Source organism: Shewanella sp. YQ_9, from assembly GCF_043103185.1.
GTDB classification, from domain to species: Bacteria; Pseudomonadota; Gammaproteobacteria; order Enterobacterales; family Shewanellaceae; genus Shewanella; species Shewanella algae.
Map to the genome: position 1 here is coordinate 77,529 of NZ_JBICJO010000074.1, position 18,040 is coordinate 95,568.

General features: G+C 53.7%; 10 protein-coding genes. 3 read left to right on the plus strand and 7 right to left on the minus strand.

The features are described 5' to 3' along the window. Positions 1-125 precede the first annotated feature (125 nt). The gene (locus tag ACF8D4_RS20000; protein WP_392466998.1) at positions 126-1,757 is read left to right on the plus strand and encodes an ATP-binding protein; all 1,632 of its coding nucleotides are present in this window, start codon (positions 126-128) and stop codon (positions 1,755-1,757) included. Between the two features lies 1 nt (position 1,758). On the opposite strand, the gene pepT is transcribed toward ACF8D4_RS20000, so the two are convergent. Together pepT and tcdA are read right to left on the minus strand one after the other, a co-directional pair. Continuing rightward, on the minus strand, positions 1,759-2,988 hold the full coding sequence (pepT, locus tag ACF8D4_RS20005) for a peptidase T (protein ID WP_071237150.1): 1,230 nt from the start codon (positions 2,986-2,988) through the stop codon (positions 1,759-1,761). A gap of 86 nt (positions 2,989-3,074) precedes the next feature. Next, the gene (tcdA, locus tag ACF8D4_RS20010) at positions 3,075-3,908 is read right to left on the minus strand and encodes a tRNA cyclic N6-threonylcarbamoyladenosine(37) synthase TcdA (protein WP_037436925.1); all 834 of its coding nucleotides are present in this window, start codon (positions 3,906-3,908) and stop codon (positions 3,075-3,077) included. A 638-nt stretch (positions 3,909-4,546) separates the two neighbouring features. On the opposite strand from tcdA, the gene ACF8D4_RS20015 reads away from it, so the two are divergent. Beyond that, positions 4,547-5,605, plus strand: a complete 1,059-nt coding sequence (locus tag ACF8D4_RS20015) for a porin (RefSeq protein ID WP_028780502.1) — start codon at positions 4,547-4,549, stop codon at positions 5,603-5,605. Between the two features lie 117 nt (positions 5,606-5,722). Here the strand turns inward: ACF8D4_RS20015 and ACF8D4_RS20020 are convergent, their stop codons facing one another. Both ACF8D4_RS20020 and ACF8D4_RS20025 read right to left on the minus strand, forming a co-directional pair. Next, positions 5,723-6,379, minus strand: coding sequence for a thiopurine S-methyltransferase (locus tag ACF8D4_RS20020; RefSeq protein WP_096142530.1), 657 nt, complete (start codon positions 6,377-6,379; stop codon positions 5,723-5,725). Between the two features lie 141 nt (positions 6,380-6,520). Further along, on the minus strand, positions 6,521-6,868 hold the full coding sequence (locus tag ACF8D4_RS20025; RefSeq protein ID WP_025010325.1) for a hypothetical protein: 348 nt from the start codon (positions 6,866-6,868) through the stop codon (positions 6,521-6,523). Positions 6,869-7,096: 228 nt separating this feature from the next. On the opposite strand from ACF8D4_RS20025, the gene ACF8D4_RS20030 reads away from it, so the two are divergent. Then, positions 7,097-8,905, plus strand: coding sequence for a protein kinase (locus tag ACF8D4_RS20030; protein WP_392466912.1), 1,809 nt, complete (start codon positions 7,097-7,099; stop codon positions 8,903-8,905). Here ACF8D4_RS20030 and ACF8D4_RS20035 read toward each other — a convergent pair. The 3 genes from ACF8D4_RS20035 to ACF8D4_RS20045 form a co-directional block, all read right to left on the minus strand. Beyond that, positions 8,902-11,685 carry a M16 family metallopeptidase gene (locus ACF8D4_RS20035; RefSeq protein ID WP_392466914.1) on the minus strand — a complete coding sequence of 928 codons (2,784 nt, stop codon included), beginning with the start codon at positions 11,683-11,685 and terminating at the stop codon, positions 8,902-8,904. The genes ACF8D4_RS20030 and ACF8D4_RS20035 overlap by 4 nt on opposite strands. A gap of 119 nt (positions 11,686-11,804) precedes the next feature. Further along, positions 11,805-14,210: a zinc-dependent metalloprotease gene (locus tag ACF8D4_RS20040; RefSeq protein WP_392468936.1), complete on the minus strand. Its 2,406-nt coding sequence runs from the start codon at positions 14,208-14,210 to the stop codon at positions 11,805-11,807. A gap of 60 nt (positions 14,211-14,270) precedes the next feature. Then, positions 14,271-17,963, minus strand: coding sequence for a response regulator (locus ACF8D4_RS20045; RefSeq protein ID WP_025888772.1), 3,693 nt, complete (start codon positions 17,961-17,963; stop codon positions 14,271-14,273). Positions 17,964-18,040 lie beyond the last annotated feature (77 nt).

Genomic DNA, 18,040 nt, shown 5'->3' on the forward strand with positions numbered 1-18,040 from the left:
GCAAAACCAGTGCCAGGATTGCTCAGTGAACTTTGCCATCAGCGGCAACAAAAAATGCCGCGAAAGTCAGATGCGAAGCTATGCTTAAAGCTATCCACAGCAAGCACTTAAGATAGTTGAAATTAATGCCCGGTTTTATGCAGCAGCTCATCAGTAGTCCCATCGGCCGCAGGCTGACTCTGGCTATTATCCTGTTCAGCTCACTGATCACTCTGGTGACCACAGGTTTGCAGTTGGTTTCCGATTACAAGGGTGACATTGGCCGAATCAACGATGAGTTTGCCAATATTGAAAAAGCCAACCTGGATGTGCTGGCGGCAAGTATCTGGGTAATAGATGAAAGGCTTATCAAGACCCAACTCAACGGTCTCAACCAACTGCCGGATACCAGCTATGTGGTCATAGAAGATGACAGTGGTAAAGAATGGACCGCCGGCGAGTACAGAGACCAAGGTGTAATAGAGAAGCGCTTTCCGCTGGTGCACAAGACCAGCAGCCAGAATTTCAATGTCGGTGAGCTGAGAGTTCAAGCCGATCTCTCCAAAATCTACGACAGATTGGTGAACAAGGCCTTACTGATACTACTGGCCAATGGTATCAAGACCTTTCTGGTGGTCGGTTTCATTCTCTATCTGGTTTGGGCCACCATTACCCGGCACCTGTTGCAACTGAGTGAGTACTGCTCAGAGCTCGATTTGGAGCAGGATTATCAACCACTGCAGTTTAAGCGCCGGGACAAACAGGATGAATTTACCCAGGTTGCCCTGGCCATCAATTTGATGCAGCAACAGCTGCGCGCCTCCTTCACCCAGTTGAACCGCTCCCGCTACGAACTGCAAGAAGCTCTGAGTGACAGGGAAAGACTGTTGGAACTGGAACGCAGTTATAAAGATGAGCTGGCAAGGCAGGTCAAAGAACAAACCAAAGAACTTGAACAGTCGCTGTTGGTGTTGGAACGGGCTCAACAGGTGATGGTCGAACAGCAGAAAATGGCCGCGCTCGGCGGTCTGGTATCCGGCATCGCCCATGAGATAAACACCCCGATAGGTATCTGCCTCACCGCTGCCAGTAGTCAGCTGCAGCATATCAATGAATTGGTTGAACTGTTGCAAAACGATGGCGCTACGCTGGAAGAGCTCAATGCCATTCTCAACGAATATCAACAGAGCTGTGAATTGATCATCAGTAACATTACCCGCGCCAGTAACCTGATCCAGAAGTTCAAGGCGATTGCTGCCGAGCAAGGCAATGACGTGCACGAACAGATGCTGCTACCCCAGGTATTGCAGGAATTTGCCGATGCTGTAGCGCTATCTTTCAAGCAATTCCAGGTAGATGTGGAGATCCAGGTCGAAGCCGATCTTTGGCTTACCAGCAGCCACAGCCTGCTGAAGCAGATAGTGACCAACATACTTTCCAATGCCTATGCTCACGCCTTTGAGGGTGATACCGGCCATAAGATCAGCATCAGCGCACAACAGCAGGGTCAAGAACTACAGCTGGATATCGAAGACAATGGCAAGGGAATCGCCCCCGAGATTGCCGGCCAGATCTTTGAGCCCTTCTTTACCACCAGCAGACGAACCGGCGCCACCGGGCTTGGATTGGCGGCGGCCTTCAATGCCGTCACACTACTGAAGGGCAATATCACCCTTCTCAATGACTCCAGCCTCGGCGGCGCACACTTTCGGGTTCGCTTCCCGGCTGTGGTAGAGTCCCGCCCCGCCGATGACGACAGGGTGGAACTCTTTATTTAGATTACTCGGCGTATCTTTGAGTGGTTAACCTGGCGATATTGATGATCACCTCTACCGCCTTTTCCATTGACTCAAGACAAACATACTCATGTTTGCCATGGAAATTGTGGCCACCGGCAAAGATGTTGGGGCAAGGCAGCCCCTTCCAGGACAGTTGCGCACCGTCAGTGCCGCCGCGGATAGGTTTGATATCCGGTGTTATGCCGGCCATCTCCATCGCCTGACAGGCAATATCTGTCACATGAGGCACAGGCAAGATGCAGTCCTTCATATTGTAATAACTGTCGCTGATGCTAATCTCCAGGCTACCGGCCTGCAGCTCGGCATTACATTTGGTCACAGATTCCTGCAGCCAGGCCTTGCGCTGCTCAAACTGAGCCCTATCAAAGTCCCTTATCAGGTACACCAACCTGGCTTCTTCTGTTTGGCCTTCCATGGATAACAGATGGAAAAAGCCCTGATAACCTTCGCTGGTCTCGGGTGCATCATTGAGTGGCATTCTGGCGTGAAATCTGGCAGCCATGGTCAAGGCATTGACCATCACCCCATAGGCACTGCCTGGATGACAATTATTGCCTTTTGCGGTGATCACCGCAGTGGCGGCATTGAAGTTTTCATATTGAAGTTCGCCAACTGCGCCACCATCGACTGTATAGGCCCAATCGGCGCCGAAACGCTCGAGCTCCAAGCCATCAGTACCTCGGCCTATCTCCTCATCGGGCGTAAAACAGAGGTTGATCTCTCCATGGGGAATTTCAGGGTGTTGCAATAGATAGTGCAGCGCCGTGATGATTTCGGCTATGCCTGCCTTATCATCCGCGCCCAATAGCGTAGTGCCATCGGCAGTGATCAATGTTTTATTGAGGTAGTTCAGCAAAGAAGGAAACTGCTCAGGACTAAGCGCTTCCCCCTGCTCCAGTTCAATGATCTGCCCTTGGTAGTCATCTATCACCCGAGGTTTTACCCCGGCGCCGGAGTAATCTGCCGCCGTATCCATATGAGCCAAAAAGCCGATTGCCGGCACCTTGGCAGTATTCGCCGCTAATTTGGCATAAAGGCAGCATGATTCACTGAGGAAGACATCATCAAATCCCAACTCGAGCAGTTCTTGCTGTAACTGCCTGGCAAAGGCCACCTGACCTTGGGAACTGGGAATAGACTGGGAGTTCGGATCGGCTTGTGTATCCTGTTTGACATACCGCAGGAAACGATTGAGCAGCGCTTGTCGCATAAGCTGAATATCTGTAGCGAAAAAGTGTCTGGATTCTAACAATCCAGACACCTGCTGCATTAGACTCAGATCATGTTTTGTGCTGTTTATTCAGGCTTGGGATTATTGGCTTCCTGCGCCAAGCGCGCCAACACCCGGCTGGCTGCCACAAAGCCAAAGCTGCCGGTCACCATGGTCACGGCACCAAATCCCGAGGAGCAATCCATTCTCATGCTACCTTCGACACCAACCTTGGTGGAACAGACACTGCCATCCGTCTGGGGATACTTGAGGTGTTCACTGGAAAACACGGCATCAACGGCAAACCGCCGCTGTGGATTCTTGCTGAAACCATACTCTTTACGCAGCAAGTTGCGTACCTTGGCCAGCAATGGATCCTGAAAAGTCTTGGCCAGATCCGTTTGCTGGATCTGGGTTGGATCTGTCTGACCGCCGGCACCGCCAATAGTCACCAACTTAATCTTATTGCGTTTGCACCAGGCGATTAAGGCCGCCTTGGGCTTTACCGCATCTATGCAGTCCACCACAAAGTCTATGCCCTTGTCCTGTGCCAGATACTGACTCAGATTATCTGCTGCAATAAAGTCTTCTATTTCATCCACCCGGCATAGAGGATTAATCGCCTTAATCCGCTGCGCCATCACGGCGACCTTGGACTCGCCTATGGTGTCTGCCAAAGCATGGATCTGACGGTTGGTATTGGTCACACACACATCGTCTAGGTCCATCAGGCTGATGTGCCCTATTCCACTGCGGGCCAAAGCCTCTGCAACCCAAGTGCCGACGCCACCTATACCTATCACCATTACATGAGCCTTGGAAAAGGCTGCCAGTGCAGCAACACCATATAAACGGGCAATGCCGCCAAAGCGCTGTTGATAGGCTTCGGACTCCAGCAGTTCTGTGTCTGTATCTTGCATAACTTGGTTCCCAATTATCTTCGGCGGCATTTTAGCCGAATACCCGGCTATCCCCAAGCCGAGTAAGAGAGTGTGTATATCCCGGGTATGTTTTGCTTGGGCTTATGGATATAAACGGCTTAGTAAATACAGAGCTTCTTTTAGGGATAGATAGGGCACCATGGAGTGAACCAGGACAGCTACTTGGCTATATAAGGCAGAGTTTGCCACTGGCCGGATTGGGTGCCTAAATGAGAACCAGAGCACATAAATATCATTTTTATGATGAAAAATTTCACTTTTATTAAAACTTCATCTATCACTAATTTACAATTTGATCTATTAAAAATAACCAGCTGATACAGTCCTTCATACTGCAAAGTTATCTTTTTATAGCGAAAAGATGATTATGCTGATTTTGTGAACAATGGCGGTTGAATAGTTTTTAACCGAAATGGACATTTTGGTCACAGATTAAGGCTTTTCCCACAAGAATGGGGCAAAAAGTTTGATCTAGGCCACAATCTTGAGCAAACAAAACTGTAAGAATCAGCGCAGCTTTGTGACGGACAGGATGTCCGCTACAAATCCAGGAACACTCGTTTGTTAAATAACCATAAATACATGGAATAGAACTCAGGTTCTAGGGAGCACAACACATGAAGAAGACCCTTATCTCTGCGTCAGTAGCAACAGTTCTGGCCGCAGCCTCTTTCGGTGCACTGGCTGATGGCCCAACTCTGTATGGCCGTCTGGATCTGTCTATCACCAACTCTGACCAAGGCGCCACACTGCAAACTGGTACTAACGGCGTAGAAGTAGGTGAAAGCGGTACTTATATCGAAAACAACTTCTCACACCTGGGTGTAAAAGGTTCCGAGAAGATTTCTGATGGTGTAGACATCATCTATCAGATGGAGTTCCAAGTAGAGAACACTTCTGGTTCTGGCGACACTTTCAAAGCTCGTAACACTTACCTGGGTGCCAAGACCAACTTCGGTACTGTACTGGCCGGTCGTAACGACACAGTATTCAAGCAAGCTGAAGGCGGTGTAGACGTATTCGGTAACACCAACGCGGATATCGACCGTATGCTGGGTGGCCAAGTTCGTAGCGGTGACGGTGTTTGGTACTACTCACCAAAGATCGCTGACCTGATCACTCTGAACGCCACTTACCTGATGGAAGACAACTACGCGACTTACGACGCGAACGGTAACGAAATCGACAAAGACAACATGTACGCTCTGAGCGCCACTATCGGTGACAAGAAGCTGAAAGCTCAGAACTACTATGCTGCCATCGCCTACAACAAGGCTATCGGTGGTATCGATGCATACCGCGCCGTTGGTCAAGTTAAGCTGGGTGACTTCAAACTGGGCGGTCTGTTCCAGAACTCTGAAAGCATCGTTGACGGTTCTGACGACAACAACACTTACTTCGTGAACGTAGTTTACAACCTGAACGGCGTTAACCTGAAGCTGCAATACGGTTATGACGAAGCCGGTTTCGGTAAGTACTACAAGGCTCTGGGCGACAATGCTGGCACAGACATCGAAGTGACCAACATCACTGTTGGTGCCGACTACCGTGTAGCCAAGTCTACTCTGCTGTTTGCTCACTACGCAAACTACCAAGGCGAGTACAAAGACGCTGGTGCTAAGTTTGACCTGGAAGACGACAACGTATTCACCGTGGGTGTACGTTACGACTTCTAATCTCTGTTGAGATAGTGGTTATAGACACTAAAGGCGACCTCTGGGTCGCCTTTTTGTATGCCAGTATTCCTACTAACCGCTTGTTCCACCTTGGATTATTATAATTTCCTGGGGAACTTATTTACGTTTCAGCAGATAGGCACTCTCATTGAGCCAAGGCACCTCTTTGGCAATGAACCTGGGGTTGTCGGCCAATACATCGGCTTGCTCCAGCAAAGTGACCTCAAACCACTGGCTCATATGCTCCCTTATCCACTCCTGAGTCACGCTGAATGGCGGCCCCTTGAGCATATCCTGCGGATATTCCAGAGTAACCAACAAGCCGCAACAACCCCTTGGCAACAAGGTGGCCAGCTTGGCGGCATATTGCAAACGCATCTCCTCAGGCCAGGCGATTAGCGCCGCCCTGTCGTAGAAGGCGCCTACCGACGCCAATTGCTCAGCCTTGAGCGCAAACAAGTCGCCCTGCAACAAGGTCATCTGTTCGCTGGAAAACGCCTGCAATTCGCCAAAGGCATTCTGTTGATACTCAAGGCCGTTCTCTTCAAAAAACTGCCTGACGGCCAATTCGCTCAGTTCGCAACCAAGCAGATCATGGCCCTTCTCGGCCAGATAACACATATCCAAAGACTTGCCGCAAAGCGGGACAAAGACCTGCTCATTCCCCCTGAGTGCGAGTGTGGACCAGTACTTCACCAAAAAAGGGTTAATATCCTGCTGGTGAAAACCTATCTGCTGCTTGTGCCAGCGTTCATGCCAGAATCCGGGTTCCATCTATCCATCCTGTGTATCAGAAAACCTTGATACTCTATCGACTTGGACGCCGATTGCAAAGAGCCCAACAGCAACAGACAAAAAAGCCCGCCGCGGAGCGTGCAATGACTCCGGGGCGGGCAGCATCAGTTTTCAAGCTATTCAGGGCAGTCTGGCCAGGGTCTCCTGCACCTTGCGCAACCAATTACAGTTATCACACTGGCACTTGCGTCGTGACAAATGGTGCGGGCTCAGGCTGGAGTCGACAAAGTCGACGGCAATCAATAACTGCTGCTTCAACTCTTCGAGTGATTTCTGTTCCAGATCCACCAGTTCATCATTCTGGTTCATCCAGATACACTCCAATCCCTGATGACAAAAGTTACAGCGGTCGTCCACCGGATTGTAGAAACCCGCATGGGGACAATGACGCAATTCCATCGACTGTATCACCCTGGGACGAGCATACTCGAACAGTTCGATCAGCTCCTGCTTATCTGGCACTGACATAAGGCCTCCAAATCTCTTCTGCCACTGCGGCTTGTTGCAAACAGGTTACTCTGGGGAGGGCGCAATGAAATTGATATAGGTCAAAGTGCCGCCCAAAAGGATACGCTAGGAAGCCTGGTTCTGAGCTGGATCCCAGAGTCACAACTTGCCGCTGTTATCCCTTGCTGTTTTAATGAGCTTCTGCTTGTTGTTATTTTGTATCCTTGCCTGTGCCAATGGAGAAATCGCTTGCAAACACCTGAACTGCAGCACTTTTATATTTCTGAAGAGCAGTCCGTCTATCTGCTTAAGGCCGATGATGCCCGCAAACACAGGGCCTGGATCCGCCTCTGCCGCCAGCAACTGATCAAGTTGGGCTATGATGACCCGCAACTGATAGGCAAAGGCGCCTATGGTTTTGTGTTCGCCGGACGAAACCGCCATGGCCAGGAACATGTATTCAAGTTCTCTCGCATCACCCTGCCTCAGCAGGTACAGGACAGATTGGAAGAAGAGGCTTTCATGCTGTCTCAGGTCAATCATCCCAATGTGCCGCCACTGATAAAGTTCGACAGAGTCGGGCGCCAGGGGATCCTGGTGATGGCCAGAGCTCAGGGCCAGGATCTGGATCAGCGCTGCCGCCGCCAAGGCGCCTTGCCGGTGGCAGAAATCATGAGCATTGCCAGGCAGTTGGCGGATCTATTGCAGTATCTTCGCAGCGGCAGACCCTTGGTACACGGGGATATCAAACCTTCCAACCTGGTTTATGACCCAGAGGAAGACAAGTTGTCTTTGATTGACTGGGGCTCGGCGGTATTTGCCCAGCGCGATGCCGACAACCGCCCGGTTGGCGGCAATGTGATGGAGTTAATGTCGAGCGATCAGCAGCATACCAACGCCCGCATGGGCGATGTTTACTTTATCGGCGATGAGCAACTCTCGGGGGCGCTTTCCAGCCCCAGGTTTGATGAACAGGGGGTTGCCGCCACCCTCTATGCGCTGGCGTCCGGTCAGGCCAGCCGCTTCGGTTCCCAGGTTATCCCGCCTACCAGCATAGGTCTACCGATGGAACTGGCCAGGATCCTCGAGGGGATGTTGGGCTCAGATCCTCTCACCCGCCTCAAGGCCGGCGACTACTTCCTGCGCAGTATGAGATACAGCCAGCATCTTTTACTGCCACCGCTGCCACAGGAGCTGAATGCCGAGATCCCCGTCTGGGTACAGAAGCGAGCCCGGGATGTGGAAACAGTCAGCTACAGTTCGCGTAAGTCGTTTCTGCGCAGCCATCATCCGGACGCCGATGCCGAGGCTATTCGCGCCGAAGATATTCAACTGGAGAAGTACTACCGCAACTTCCTCGCCGGTATGGGAGACACAGAGAAGGGCTTTATCGCTGCCGTAGGCCGCCTGGGTCAGTATCCTATAGTGGGCGGTTTGGCGATTCATTGGCAGGAGACAGGCGTCTATATCGACTCCAACCTGGCGCTTTATGATGAAGAGCTCAGGCCGGCATTGATTCAGGCGGTCAACAACATGGTGACCCTGGCCCGGGGCATTCATCGCATAGGTATCTTCAAGGCCTGTTTCTTCAACGCCAAAGATACCCTGCACCTGGAACGCAGCGCCCCTTCAGAGCCGTTCAAGGCCAAGGCGGATCAGCTGCTGCCCTTTGAGGTGGGCGATGTGCCGACACTCGAAGATCAATCCAGGCTGCACTCTTACTTTGAAGATGGCCGGGATCCGGATGAAAACCTGGAGCTGCCTGCGGAAATCATGACAGAGCTGGGCTGGCTCAACCAGATACACCACACAGGCTGTATCATCTTCGAAGCCCTGCCAACCCATATGAAGATCCACAGTTATCTGAGACTGCTCAACCCGAGAAAACAGGCGCAGTTTCGCGCCTGTCTGGACAGGATCCTCCGTCATGTCGACAAGATCCAGGGCCAGGGGGTTTCGGGGTTTATGAAGCTGCCCTATAAAAATACCCGCAGGTTCGAACACCTGCAGCGCAAGCCGGAACGCTTCTATCCGAGAAACCCCAAGAGCGGAGGTTAGCCGCCGTAACTGCTGGTCACGCTCAAGCGGCGATCATTCTCAAGATACTCACGAGCCAAGGCTTCCAGGGCTTCACCATCCAGTTGCCCCAGTATCTGCCTGCGCTGTTGCCATCCTTGCCAACGGCCCGGCCGACTTTGGGCCGTTGCCGCCAGATCCAACCAGAAACCGTTACTTCCCGGGGCACTTTCAAACCACTGCAACAAGGGCTGGCGCGCCCGCTCCAACAAATCGGCATCTATGCCACCCTTGGCCTTGACTCTGGCCACGACCGCGGCAAAGCCCTGTTCGGCCGCCTTCAGCTTGGCGGCATCTGTGACAGTAAAGAGCCCCAGATAACCGTAACCTGTTGGATGCCAATCGAAATGATTGAAGGTATAAGGCGAATATCCGGCGCCGGTTTTTTCCCTGACCTCTTCATTCAACAGAATGCCCATCACCTGCTCGAGTAACATCAGTTCGCTGTGGCGTCGAACATTCTGCATGTCGGTGGTCGGCCACAGCCAGGCCAGTGCCGCCGAGTTCTCGGCGCCCCGGTGCAAGATTTGGCTCTGTGCCGGCACCTTGGGGAATACCGGACGCTCGAAGGCCGGGGGCTTGGCCGGATGCCGCTTGATGGCGGCGAATGTCTCGGCAACCGCTTTTATCCCCTGAGCCTCATCGAAATCACCTACCAGCGCGATTTCCAGCATTCCCTTATCCAGCGCCGAAGCCAACACCTTGGCAATTTCAGCAAAGTCCCGCTGTAATACCTGTTCTTCCCGGCCATAACCATAACGGGGATCGCCGGGGAACAAGAGTCCGCTCAGACCATCCCAGAAGGCCTCTTCCGGATTGGCATTACGGCTCTGGCTCTCTGCCTTGACTTGTTGCCGGAAGAGGTTGATGGCTTCCTGTCGCCAGCCCGGGGCGGTTAGAAAGGCGGCCTGTAGCCCAAGTTGGGTTCTGAGCTCATCGGCATTGGTATTGGTCACGCCGCCAAAGCCTTCAGTACTGACGCCAATATTTGCCGAGATGTTCTGCCCGGCAAAGATATCCGCCAGCTGTTGCCAGGAGTGCTGCTCCAGCCCGCCGTAAATAAAGGCATTATTGAACAGAGTGCCCAAACCTTCTTGGCGCGGAAATGGCAAATCACCGAATCCCAATGACAAGCTGACGGCCACATTGCCCTGCTCAAGCTCGGTAGGTTTGAGATTGAGTAGAGTTCCATTGGCAAAACGTAACTGCCGTATTCCGGTATCGGGATCCCGTTTATCGGCCACTATCTTCCCGGGTTCACCAAAGCTTTGATAGGCAAACTCGCTGGCTTGTTTGGCCTTATAGGGGGTAACAGATTGCAGCAAGCTGTTCTCATATGCCGTCAGCAGTTGTTGTTCCGCCGCGGCCGGCGCCTTGGCACCGGAGAGATAGATCCAGGGTTGCCCCTGCCAAAGCTCAGTCAGTGTCTGTTGGATAAGCGCCGGGGTAATTTGCGGCGCCAAGGCCTCAAAAATGGCCAGCTCATCTGCTGGTTCTATCGGTATCAAGGCCTCGGCATCCATTGATACCAAAGCCTCGGCCATATTCAGGCTGTGAATGGTGTTACTGCCGGCCAGATTGAGCTGATACTGCTTATGTTGGCGTTTCAGCGCCTGCTGCAACTCTTCATTGCTGAAACCGTATTGCAAGGCCTGGCGTATGGTCTGTTCCAGCAGTACCACGCCATCCTGCCAGTTGTCCTCCAGGGTCGCCAGAGCCAATTGCGCCCTTACCGCAGTGCCAAACTCTTCCCCTATCTCAACGGAGGCATCGGTGAAACCTTCTTCGGCAAACAGGTGCGGTTGCAACCTCTGATAGAGCATATTACTCAGCAGCGACTCAAGCATCAGCTGACGACGCCGTTCAATACCATCAGGCTTTGGCTTTATGGGCGTCAGCACCCCAAGAGAGACTTGGGTCGGCAAACTGGGGTCGAAGAAAGCGTCCGCCTGAGGCTGCTTTCTGACTACAGGCGGAGAAAGTTTCACCTGAGCTGCGGCAACCGCCTGAGGGTGCGGCTTCCAATCGGCAAACAACTGCTTGATTTGAGCCTCGGTACGGGCGATGTCCAGGTCGCCGACCAAGATCAGCGTTGTCCGCTCCGGGGTATAGAAACGTTGGTACAAAGAGCGCAGCTTGGCGACATCTGCCGCCTTGATGCTGGCTACTTCACCGATAGGGAAACGTCTGGGCAGCAGGCTGGAGGGGTACCAGAAATGCAACTGGTTGCGATAGTTTTCCAGCCCGGCCGATGTGCGCTCCTTGAGCTCGGCCAGCACTACGGCTTTTTCCTTGGCAAGCGCCTTGGGATCCAGAGTGAGTCTGTCGGCAATCTCCCGCATCAACATCAACCCGGTATCCAGCTTCTGCTCATCCCCTTGGGTGATGTTGAACTTATAGACTGTTTGCGTAAATTCAGTCACGGCATTGGTATCGGCGCCAAAGCTCAAGCCGAGACGCTGCAACCTTGGGATCATATCCCCTTCAGGCACAGCGGCCGAGCCTTTGAACGCCATATGTTCCAGCAGGTGCATCAGCCCCTGCTCATTTTCCGCCTCAAGCAGCGAGCCGGAGGCGATCCGCATCCGCATTATGACGGTATTGGCCGGCGTCTTGTTGTCCACCAATTGATATTTAAGACCGTTGTCCAGTTGGCCCTGATGAATGCGAGGGCTGACGCTGAGCCCATCGGCCTTGGCAACGAAGCAGAGAAGCAGCAATAAGCTGCCGAGCCAGGCTCTGAGAAACAGGATTGTTGGCAAAAGAATTCCCCCAAAAAACAGAGGTTCGGTGCAAAACGGGCCCGAACCTCTGGAATATGAAAGATGCCAATATAAGATATGGCATTAATTATGTCACATAATCAATACCTTACGACGTACTAAATCGGCGATCCCGGTGGTATTTCCGCAGGTTTGCTGATCACTCTGACCCCGGCTTGTTTCAGTGCCTGTTCAAGCACAGCTTGCAGTTGTCCATAGTGGGCAGCCTTGTAACCTGAACTTCTTTTTTCCTTTCTGGGCAACTGCTTAAGCAGATAATCCAGCTTCATTCTCACCATGGCTTTGACTTCCGGGGCGCTGGCGTCACTCTCCAGACTCTGCAACATGCCGTCCAAAACCACCGCATTTACCCGCATCGCAATACTGGTCTGATCTCCCGAAGGCAGGGATTTCAGCAGTGTCTTACCCAGCAATCTGTCCAGCAAATCCTCTACCGAAAGCTGCTCTGTGTCTCTGGCAAAGGCCTGATCCACACGGTTGAGCCGCTCAGGGTTCAACAGCGCCGACACAGTGTGGCGACTGAGCACTTCTGCCATGGCCAGCTGATCCACGGCAACCCCCAGAGATGAGCCGAAACTCTCGCGGCTGCGGTAATAGTTGCCGGCCTTGGGCACCAGTTGCTCCAGGAGCTCGGTTGGCAGATAAAGCTCTCTGGGATCCAGAGTCGCCAACAGGGTATCGAGCGCCCGCTTCTGTAATTCCGGCGCAATAAAATGCCAATTACCGCTATCGGCATCGGCCAGATAATTATAGTCAATGCCGCCGACAAACTTGGCAGCAGCGCTAATCTGGTAACGATTCAGCAGATAGATGGGCACCAGAGCATCGCTGAGTTCACCCAAGGGTTGCCCCGGCAACAGCGCCTTGGCGGAGAAAGTTTCCAACGCCTGGCGCCTGACCAGCTGCATTCTGGCCAGCTCCTTGACAGGATCCTCGCCTCTGTCCCAAAGACTGGCATAGGCATGGGCAGCTGAAGCTGCTCGCGAATCACCCTCGCCTATGTATCTCAGCCCCTGCTGCTGCACCTCTTTGAGCAGCGACTTGAGCGCGGCCTGGGTTTGGGCTTCATCACCAAAGTCACCATAACCGTACTTGATGGCAAACTTATCCCAGGCCCCCAGCCCTTCGGCGTAAGGCTGGCTGATATCCACCCGCTTGCCATCGAGGCGCACATAGGGATGTGGGTAATCCATCACAGAGGCGTTGTTATTGGTGGAAGCGGCAAAGTTATGATCCAGCCCCAGGGTGTGACCGATTTCATGAGCCGATAACTGGCGAATACGCGCCAGAGACAAGGCCATGGCAGCTTCATCGGCCGCCTGCCTGTCTTCCCAACCTGCGGTAAGGCCACGGGCAATCAGGTGATCCTGACGCACCCGCAGACTCCCCAGAGTGACCTGGCCCTTGATGATTTCACCACTGCGGGGATCTGTCACCGCCGCACCGTAGGACCAGCCACGGCTGGCCCTGTGCACCCACTGGGTCACGTTGTAGCGCACATCCTGAGGGTCGGCGCCTTCCGGCAATAGCTCCAACTTGAAACCGTTGATAAACCCCGCCTCATTGAAGGCCTGCTCCCACCAGCGGCCGCCTTCAAGCAAGGCACCACGGATAGGCTCGGGTACACCGGGATCCAGATAATAGGTAATGGGCTCAACCACTTCGCTTGGCTCAGGGCCGGGATTAACCTTCTGCAGCCGGTGGCGCAGCAAGAAACGCTGGTTGATATCCTGATCTATGGCGGTGGCATAGTCCTTGTATTCATCGGACAGATAACCACTCATGGGGTGATAACGACGCGCCTGATAACCCGGCTCGGGCAAGGCGATAAAGGAGTAGCGCAGTCTCAGAGACAGGGCCTGGCCATCAGGGGTCACCTCGGCGACTCTGGCGCTGGCCTTATCACTGGCGAAAGTCAGCTGCACATCCACATCCGAGTTACGCTCGAACGACTTGACCGAGGCTGGCAACACCACAGAGCGGCTGGTGTCAAGACGATAATGCCCTTGGCCCCTGGCCGCCAACTGTTGGCTGATGCCATGCAGGTCCTGCAACATCAAGTCATTGACCGGCACCAACAGACGTTTTCCCGGCAGGAGTTTACCGCGCCAGAGCACAGATTCGGCAAAGGCTTCATGCACGGCTCTTTGCTCGGCTTGGTCGTCGGTATCGGCACGAAAACGGGTATTGAGCTGTTTGAGCAGAATATAGGGCCCCTGACGCTCAAACTGCACCATGCGGGTATGCCCCAGTTGCCCACGGTCGAGCCCAATATCATTGGAACCGGCGCCGTGGGGCAAGCTGGAGAGCAGCAGCATAGGCTGGTTGAGTTTGCTCGGTTCCAGATACAGCTGCCCGGCTTTGGCATCATAAAAGAGATTGATAAAACCTTCGGCCTGAGTGCTTTCGCTGATGACGTCGGCGGCCTCCCTCTCCTGTGCCGCCTGCGCCAATCCGGGTACCGCGATCAGCGCCAGCAACAAGGTCCAACTTTGAGGTTTCATCCCATCTCCTGATTGTTATCTGTAAGTTGCCATTCAAGTTAAGGGATCGGCCGGTTTATCTCAAGTCCTGCCCACCCATTCACTCAAGGTATCAAAGAGTTCATTGAGCATAATGGGCTTGGTGATATGGGCGTTCATTCCCGCCGCCAGGCTCTTCTCACGATCGCCTGACATGGCGTGGGCCGTCATGGCGATAATCGGCAAGGTCTCCCTGTCGTATTTCTTGCGCAGTTCCCGGGTCGCCGTCAGGCCATCCATCACTGGCATCTGAATATCCATCAATACCGCGTCGTATTGACGCTGCTCCACCATATCGAGGGCAATTTGACCATTGTCTGCCAGATCTACCTCATAACCGGCGCTGCGCAGCAGTTCAGAGGCCACCTGCTGGTTGATCAGGTTATCTTCTACCAGCAGCACCAAGCCTTTATGACCACCGCTCTGATTGTCGGTAATTTCAGCCACGGTCGCCGGATGGGGTTTCTCGGCGAAGGCAGAGATTATCTCATCAAACAGAGTCGAGGCCTTGAAGGGCTTTTGCAGCAGCGCAAACACATTGGCATCTTCCACCTCCTGCGCCAGCGGCTCGGCGGCATAGGCCGTCATCATGATCACCACAGGGCGCTTGCTGATCCTGCCATCGGCCACCATCTCGTCCAGGGTACGGATCACCTCGCGGCCATCCATTTCCGGCATCATCCAGTCGATAAGCAGCAGGTCGGTTTCCTGTTTGCCCAGCTTATAGAGGGCTTCGGCACCGCTGGCGGCGGTGTCCACCTCGAAGTGGAAGTCGCGCATCAGGGTCGAATATATCTGCAGCGCCGTGGAGTTATCGTCCACCACCAGCGCCCGCAGGCTGTTGAGCTGCTCCGGCATCACCAGAGGTTCAATCTTGGCCTCTTCGGCGATCTCAAAGCTGATGGTAAAGCTGAATACACTGCCGACACCCGGCTCACTCTGCACTTGCATCTTGCCGCCCATCATGGACACCAGATGCTTACTGATGGACAAGCCAAGGCCGGTGCCGCCATATTTGCGGGTGGTGGAGCCATCCGCCTGGGCAAAGGCGTCAAACAGTATCTCCTGTTGCTCCTTGCTGATACCTATGCCGGTGTCCCGAACCCAGAATTTGAGGGTAATGCGATGATCGCGTTCGCCGACATCTTCACAACCGAGTTCAATCTCCCCCTGGGAGGTAAACTTAACCGCATTGGACAGCAGATTCACCAGCACCTGACCGAGACGCAGCGGATCGCCCTTGAGGATCAGCCCGGCGGTCACAGGGGCATACAACAACAGCTCGACCCCTTTCTCCTGTGCCTTGAGTGAGTTGATATCCAGGGCGTGCTCCAGCACCTTATCCAGCGGGAAGGAGACCCGCTCCAGTTCCAGCTTACCGGCTTCAATCTTGGAGAAGTCGAGAATATCGTTGATGATCCGCAGCAGTGACTGAGCCGAGAAGCCGGCCTTCTCCAGATAGTCTTTCTGCTGCACCGTCAGGTTGGTGCGCTGCGCCAGTTGCAGCATGCCTATGATGGCATTCATCGGCGTGCGGATCTCATGACTCATATTGGCCAGGAATTCACTCTTGTAGAGGTTGGCCAGTTCGGCATCTTTCTTGGCCTCCAGCAAGGCCACTTCATTGCTCTTGCTGCGGGTAATGTCTTTGTGGGTACCCAGCATACGCCTGGGCTCATTGTTGGCGGTAAATTCCACCACCCGGCCACGGGACAGCACCCAGTGATACTGACCACTCTTGCCGCGCATCCTGAACTCTATCTCATAGGCTCCAATAGGATCGGCCAGATACTGCTCGCGATACTCTTCGACCCGGATCCTGTCATCCGGATGGATCAGCTCGTCTATGGTCGACAGCAGCGCCGGAAACTCATTGGTCTTGTAGCCCAGCATGGTGTAGTAAGCCGGGTTGCAGATGATCTGCTCCGAATCCAGATACCAGTCCCACAGGCCATCTTCCACCGCGTCCATCGCCAGGTGATAACGTTCTTCCGACAATCGCAGCTGTTCGGCCGATTCATATTCGCGGGTCACATCACGCCAAACGGCAATCAAGCCCAGCATCTCGCCACGGCGGTTATAAAACGGCAGCTTGAGGGTGTCGAGCAGCACGGGCTTACCCGCCAGCTCGACCTTTTCCTGATAACGCAGCGGCGCCCTGTCTTTGAGTACCTGTTCATCCTCGGCGCGAATTCTGGCGGCCTGTTCCGGGCTGGTAAGTGTGTCTGAATTCAGGCCTATCATCTCGGCTTCTGTGTAGCCAAGCACCCGCTCGGCCGACTTGTTGCAGCCGAGGTACTTGCCTTCTTTATCTTTGAAGACAATGGCTTCAGGAATCGAGTCCAGCAGAGAGCGCAGCAGGGCATATTCCCGCTCACGGCGCTCTGTGGTTTCTTTCAGCCGTTCGGTGCGCCGGGCCACCAGTTTATCCAGCCGCTTGTTCTGCTCCGCCAGGTGACGGGTATATTGCTGGTTCTCTTCAAAAATGCGGCTGACCAACTGGAACCAGGGCTCCCAGCCCTGGGTGATCTTCTCCGGCGGCCGAATCGGCTCACGGGAACAGTCTTCCAGGTGCGAAAGCAGGCGCGAGGCCGGGCTGACGAAAGAGCGACGAGTCTGCCAGTGCACTATGGTCACCAGCACGGACAGCGCCAGTACCACAAGAATAAAGGTCAGCTGCAGCTTCTCGAACGAGTCCAGAAACAGGTCATCGACATCCTGCAGATAAAGCAGGCGCCAGGGGGCGTTGTGCAGCGCCACTGAGTGGATGTAATAGCCGTTACGGATCATCCCCTCGTGGGCATCGAACAACTCGGACTCCGGCAGTGAATGCAGCTCGGATGGGATCCGCTGACTGATGTGGTAGACCCGGTTGATACTTGAAGTATCAAAATCGCTGTGGGAGAGAATATTGTTGCCTTGATCCAGCAAAATCACTGTGCCCGGCATCTTGAAATAGAGGCGTATCTGTTTGGCGAGCGATGCCAGTGTCATGTCCAGATTAATGGAGCCGATAAACTCATCTTCGAGATAGATGGGCACCCCGAGCGTAGTCAAAAGACCATTGCCGGCCGAGTCCACATAGGCCTCACTCCAGAACACACTGCGCTGGGGGTTCATCGCCGGCGTCGCCAGTTGAAACTGTTTCTTGTTCAGCAGTTCATCGCGAAAACGCTGCTCGTCCGAAGGCCAAGGGTAATAGGACATCATTCGCCGCTTGGACAGGTAATAGATGGCCGAGGCCTTGGGTGCGGCTTCCTTGGCGACCGGGAACGACAACGACAGCTCGAACAGCATCTCCAGTTCCTGATAGAACTTGTCGCTGCGGCCATCGAGAGAACCGGAACCGGTTATCCGCCCCATGTTGGTGAATGGCTCACCACTCTTGGCGTAATTGGGCTCCAGGGTAAAGAACTGACCGCTTTCGTTGAATTTCTCGTACTGGGGCAGTCTGTCCTTGCGTACCTGCTCGGCCAGGCGCAAGTGGTCCACGGCCACATTGCGCAGGCTCTTGACCGCACGGATACTGGATTCCAGCAAGAGGTCAATCTGCATCACATGGCGATCGACCTGTTCTTCTCTGAGCTCCATCTGTTGGGTCTTCTGGCGCTCAAAAAACACCCAGGCGGTGAGCAACGCCAGTACAATTACCCCCATATAGGTGTAAAACACTGCGCGGTTGTAATTTTTCTGGATCGGAGATTTCAGCTGCAGATCCGGCTCACTCGATTTCATCCATTACCCTTGCATCACGTCCCATCCCCAAGCGGCGGGAAGGAAGAAGAACAAAGCCAATATCATATACTTAATTT

Excerpts from the sequence above, each read along its gene's own strand:
- ACF8D4_RS20015 (WP_028780502.1), top strand. The coding sequence starts at position 4,547 with ATGAAGAAGACCCTTATCTCTGCGTCAGTAGCAACAGTTCTGGCCGCA.
- pepT (WP_071237150.1), bottom strand. The coding sequence starts at position 2,988 with ATGCGACAAGCGCTGCTCAATCGTTTCCTGCGGTATGTCAAACAGGAT.
- tcdA (WP_037436925.1), bottom strand. The coding sequence starts at position 3,908 with ATGCAAGATACAGACACAGAACTGCTGGAGTCCGAAGCCTATCAACAG.
- ACF8D4_RS20025 (WP_025010325.1), bottom strand. The coding sequence starts at position 6,868 with ATGTCAGTGCCAGATAAGCAGGAGCTGATCGAACTGTTCGAGTATGCT.
- ACF8D4_RS20000 (WP_392466998.1), top strand. The coding sequence starts at position 126 with ATGCCCGGTTTTATGCAGCAGCTCATCAGTAGTCCCATCGGCCGCAGG.
- ACF8D4_RS20040 (WP_392468936.1), bottom strand. The coding sequence starts at position 14,210 with ATGAAACCTCAAAGTTGGACCTTGTTGCTGGCGCTGATCGCGGTACCC.
- ACF8D4_RS20045 (WP_025888772.1), bottom strand. The coding sequence starts at position 17,963 with ATGAAATCGAGTGAGCCGGATCTGCAGCTGAAATCTCCGATCCAGAAA.
- ACF8D4_RS20020 (WP_096142530.1), bottom strand. The coding sequence starts at position 6,379 with ATGGAACCCGGATTCTGGCATGAACGCTGGCACAAGCAGCAGATAGGT.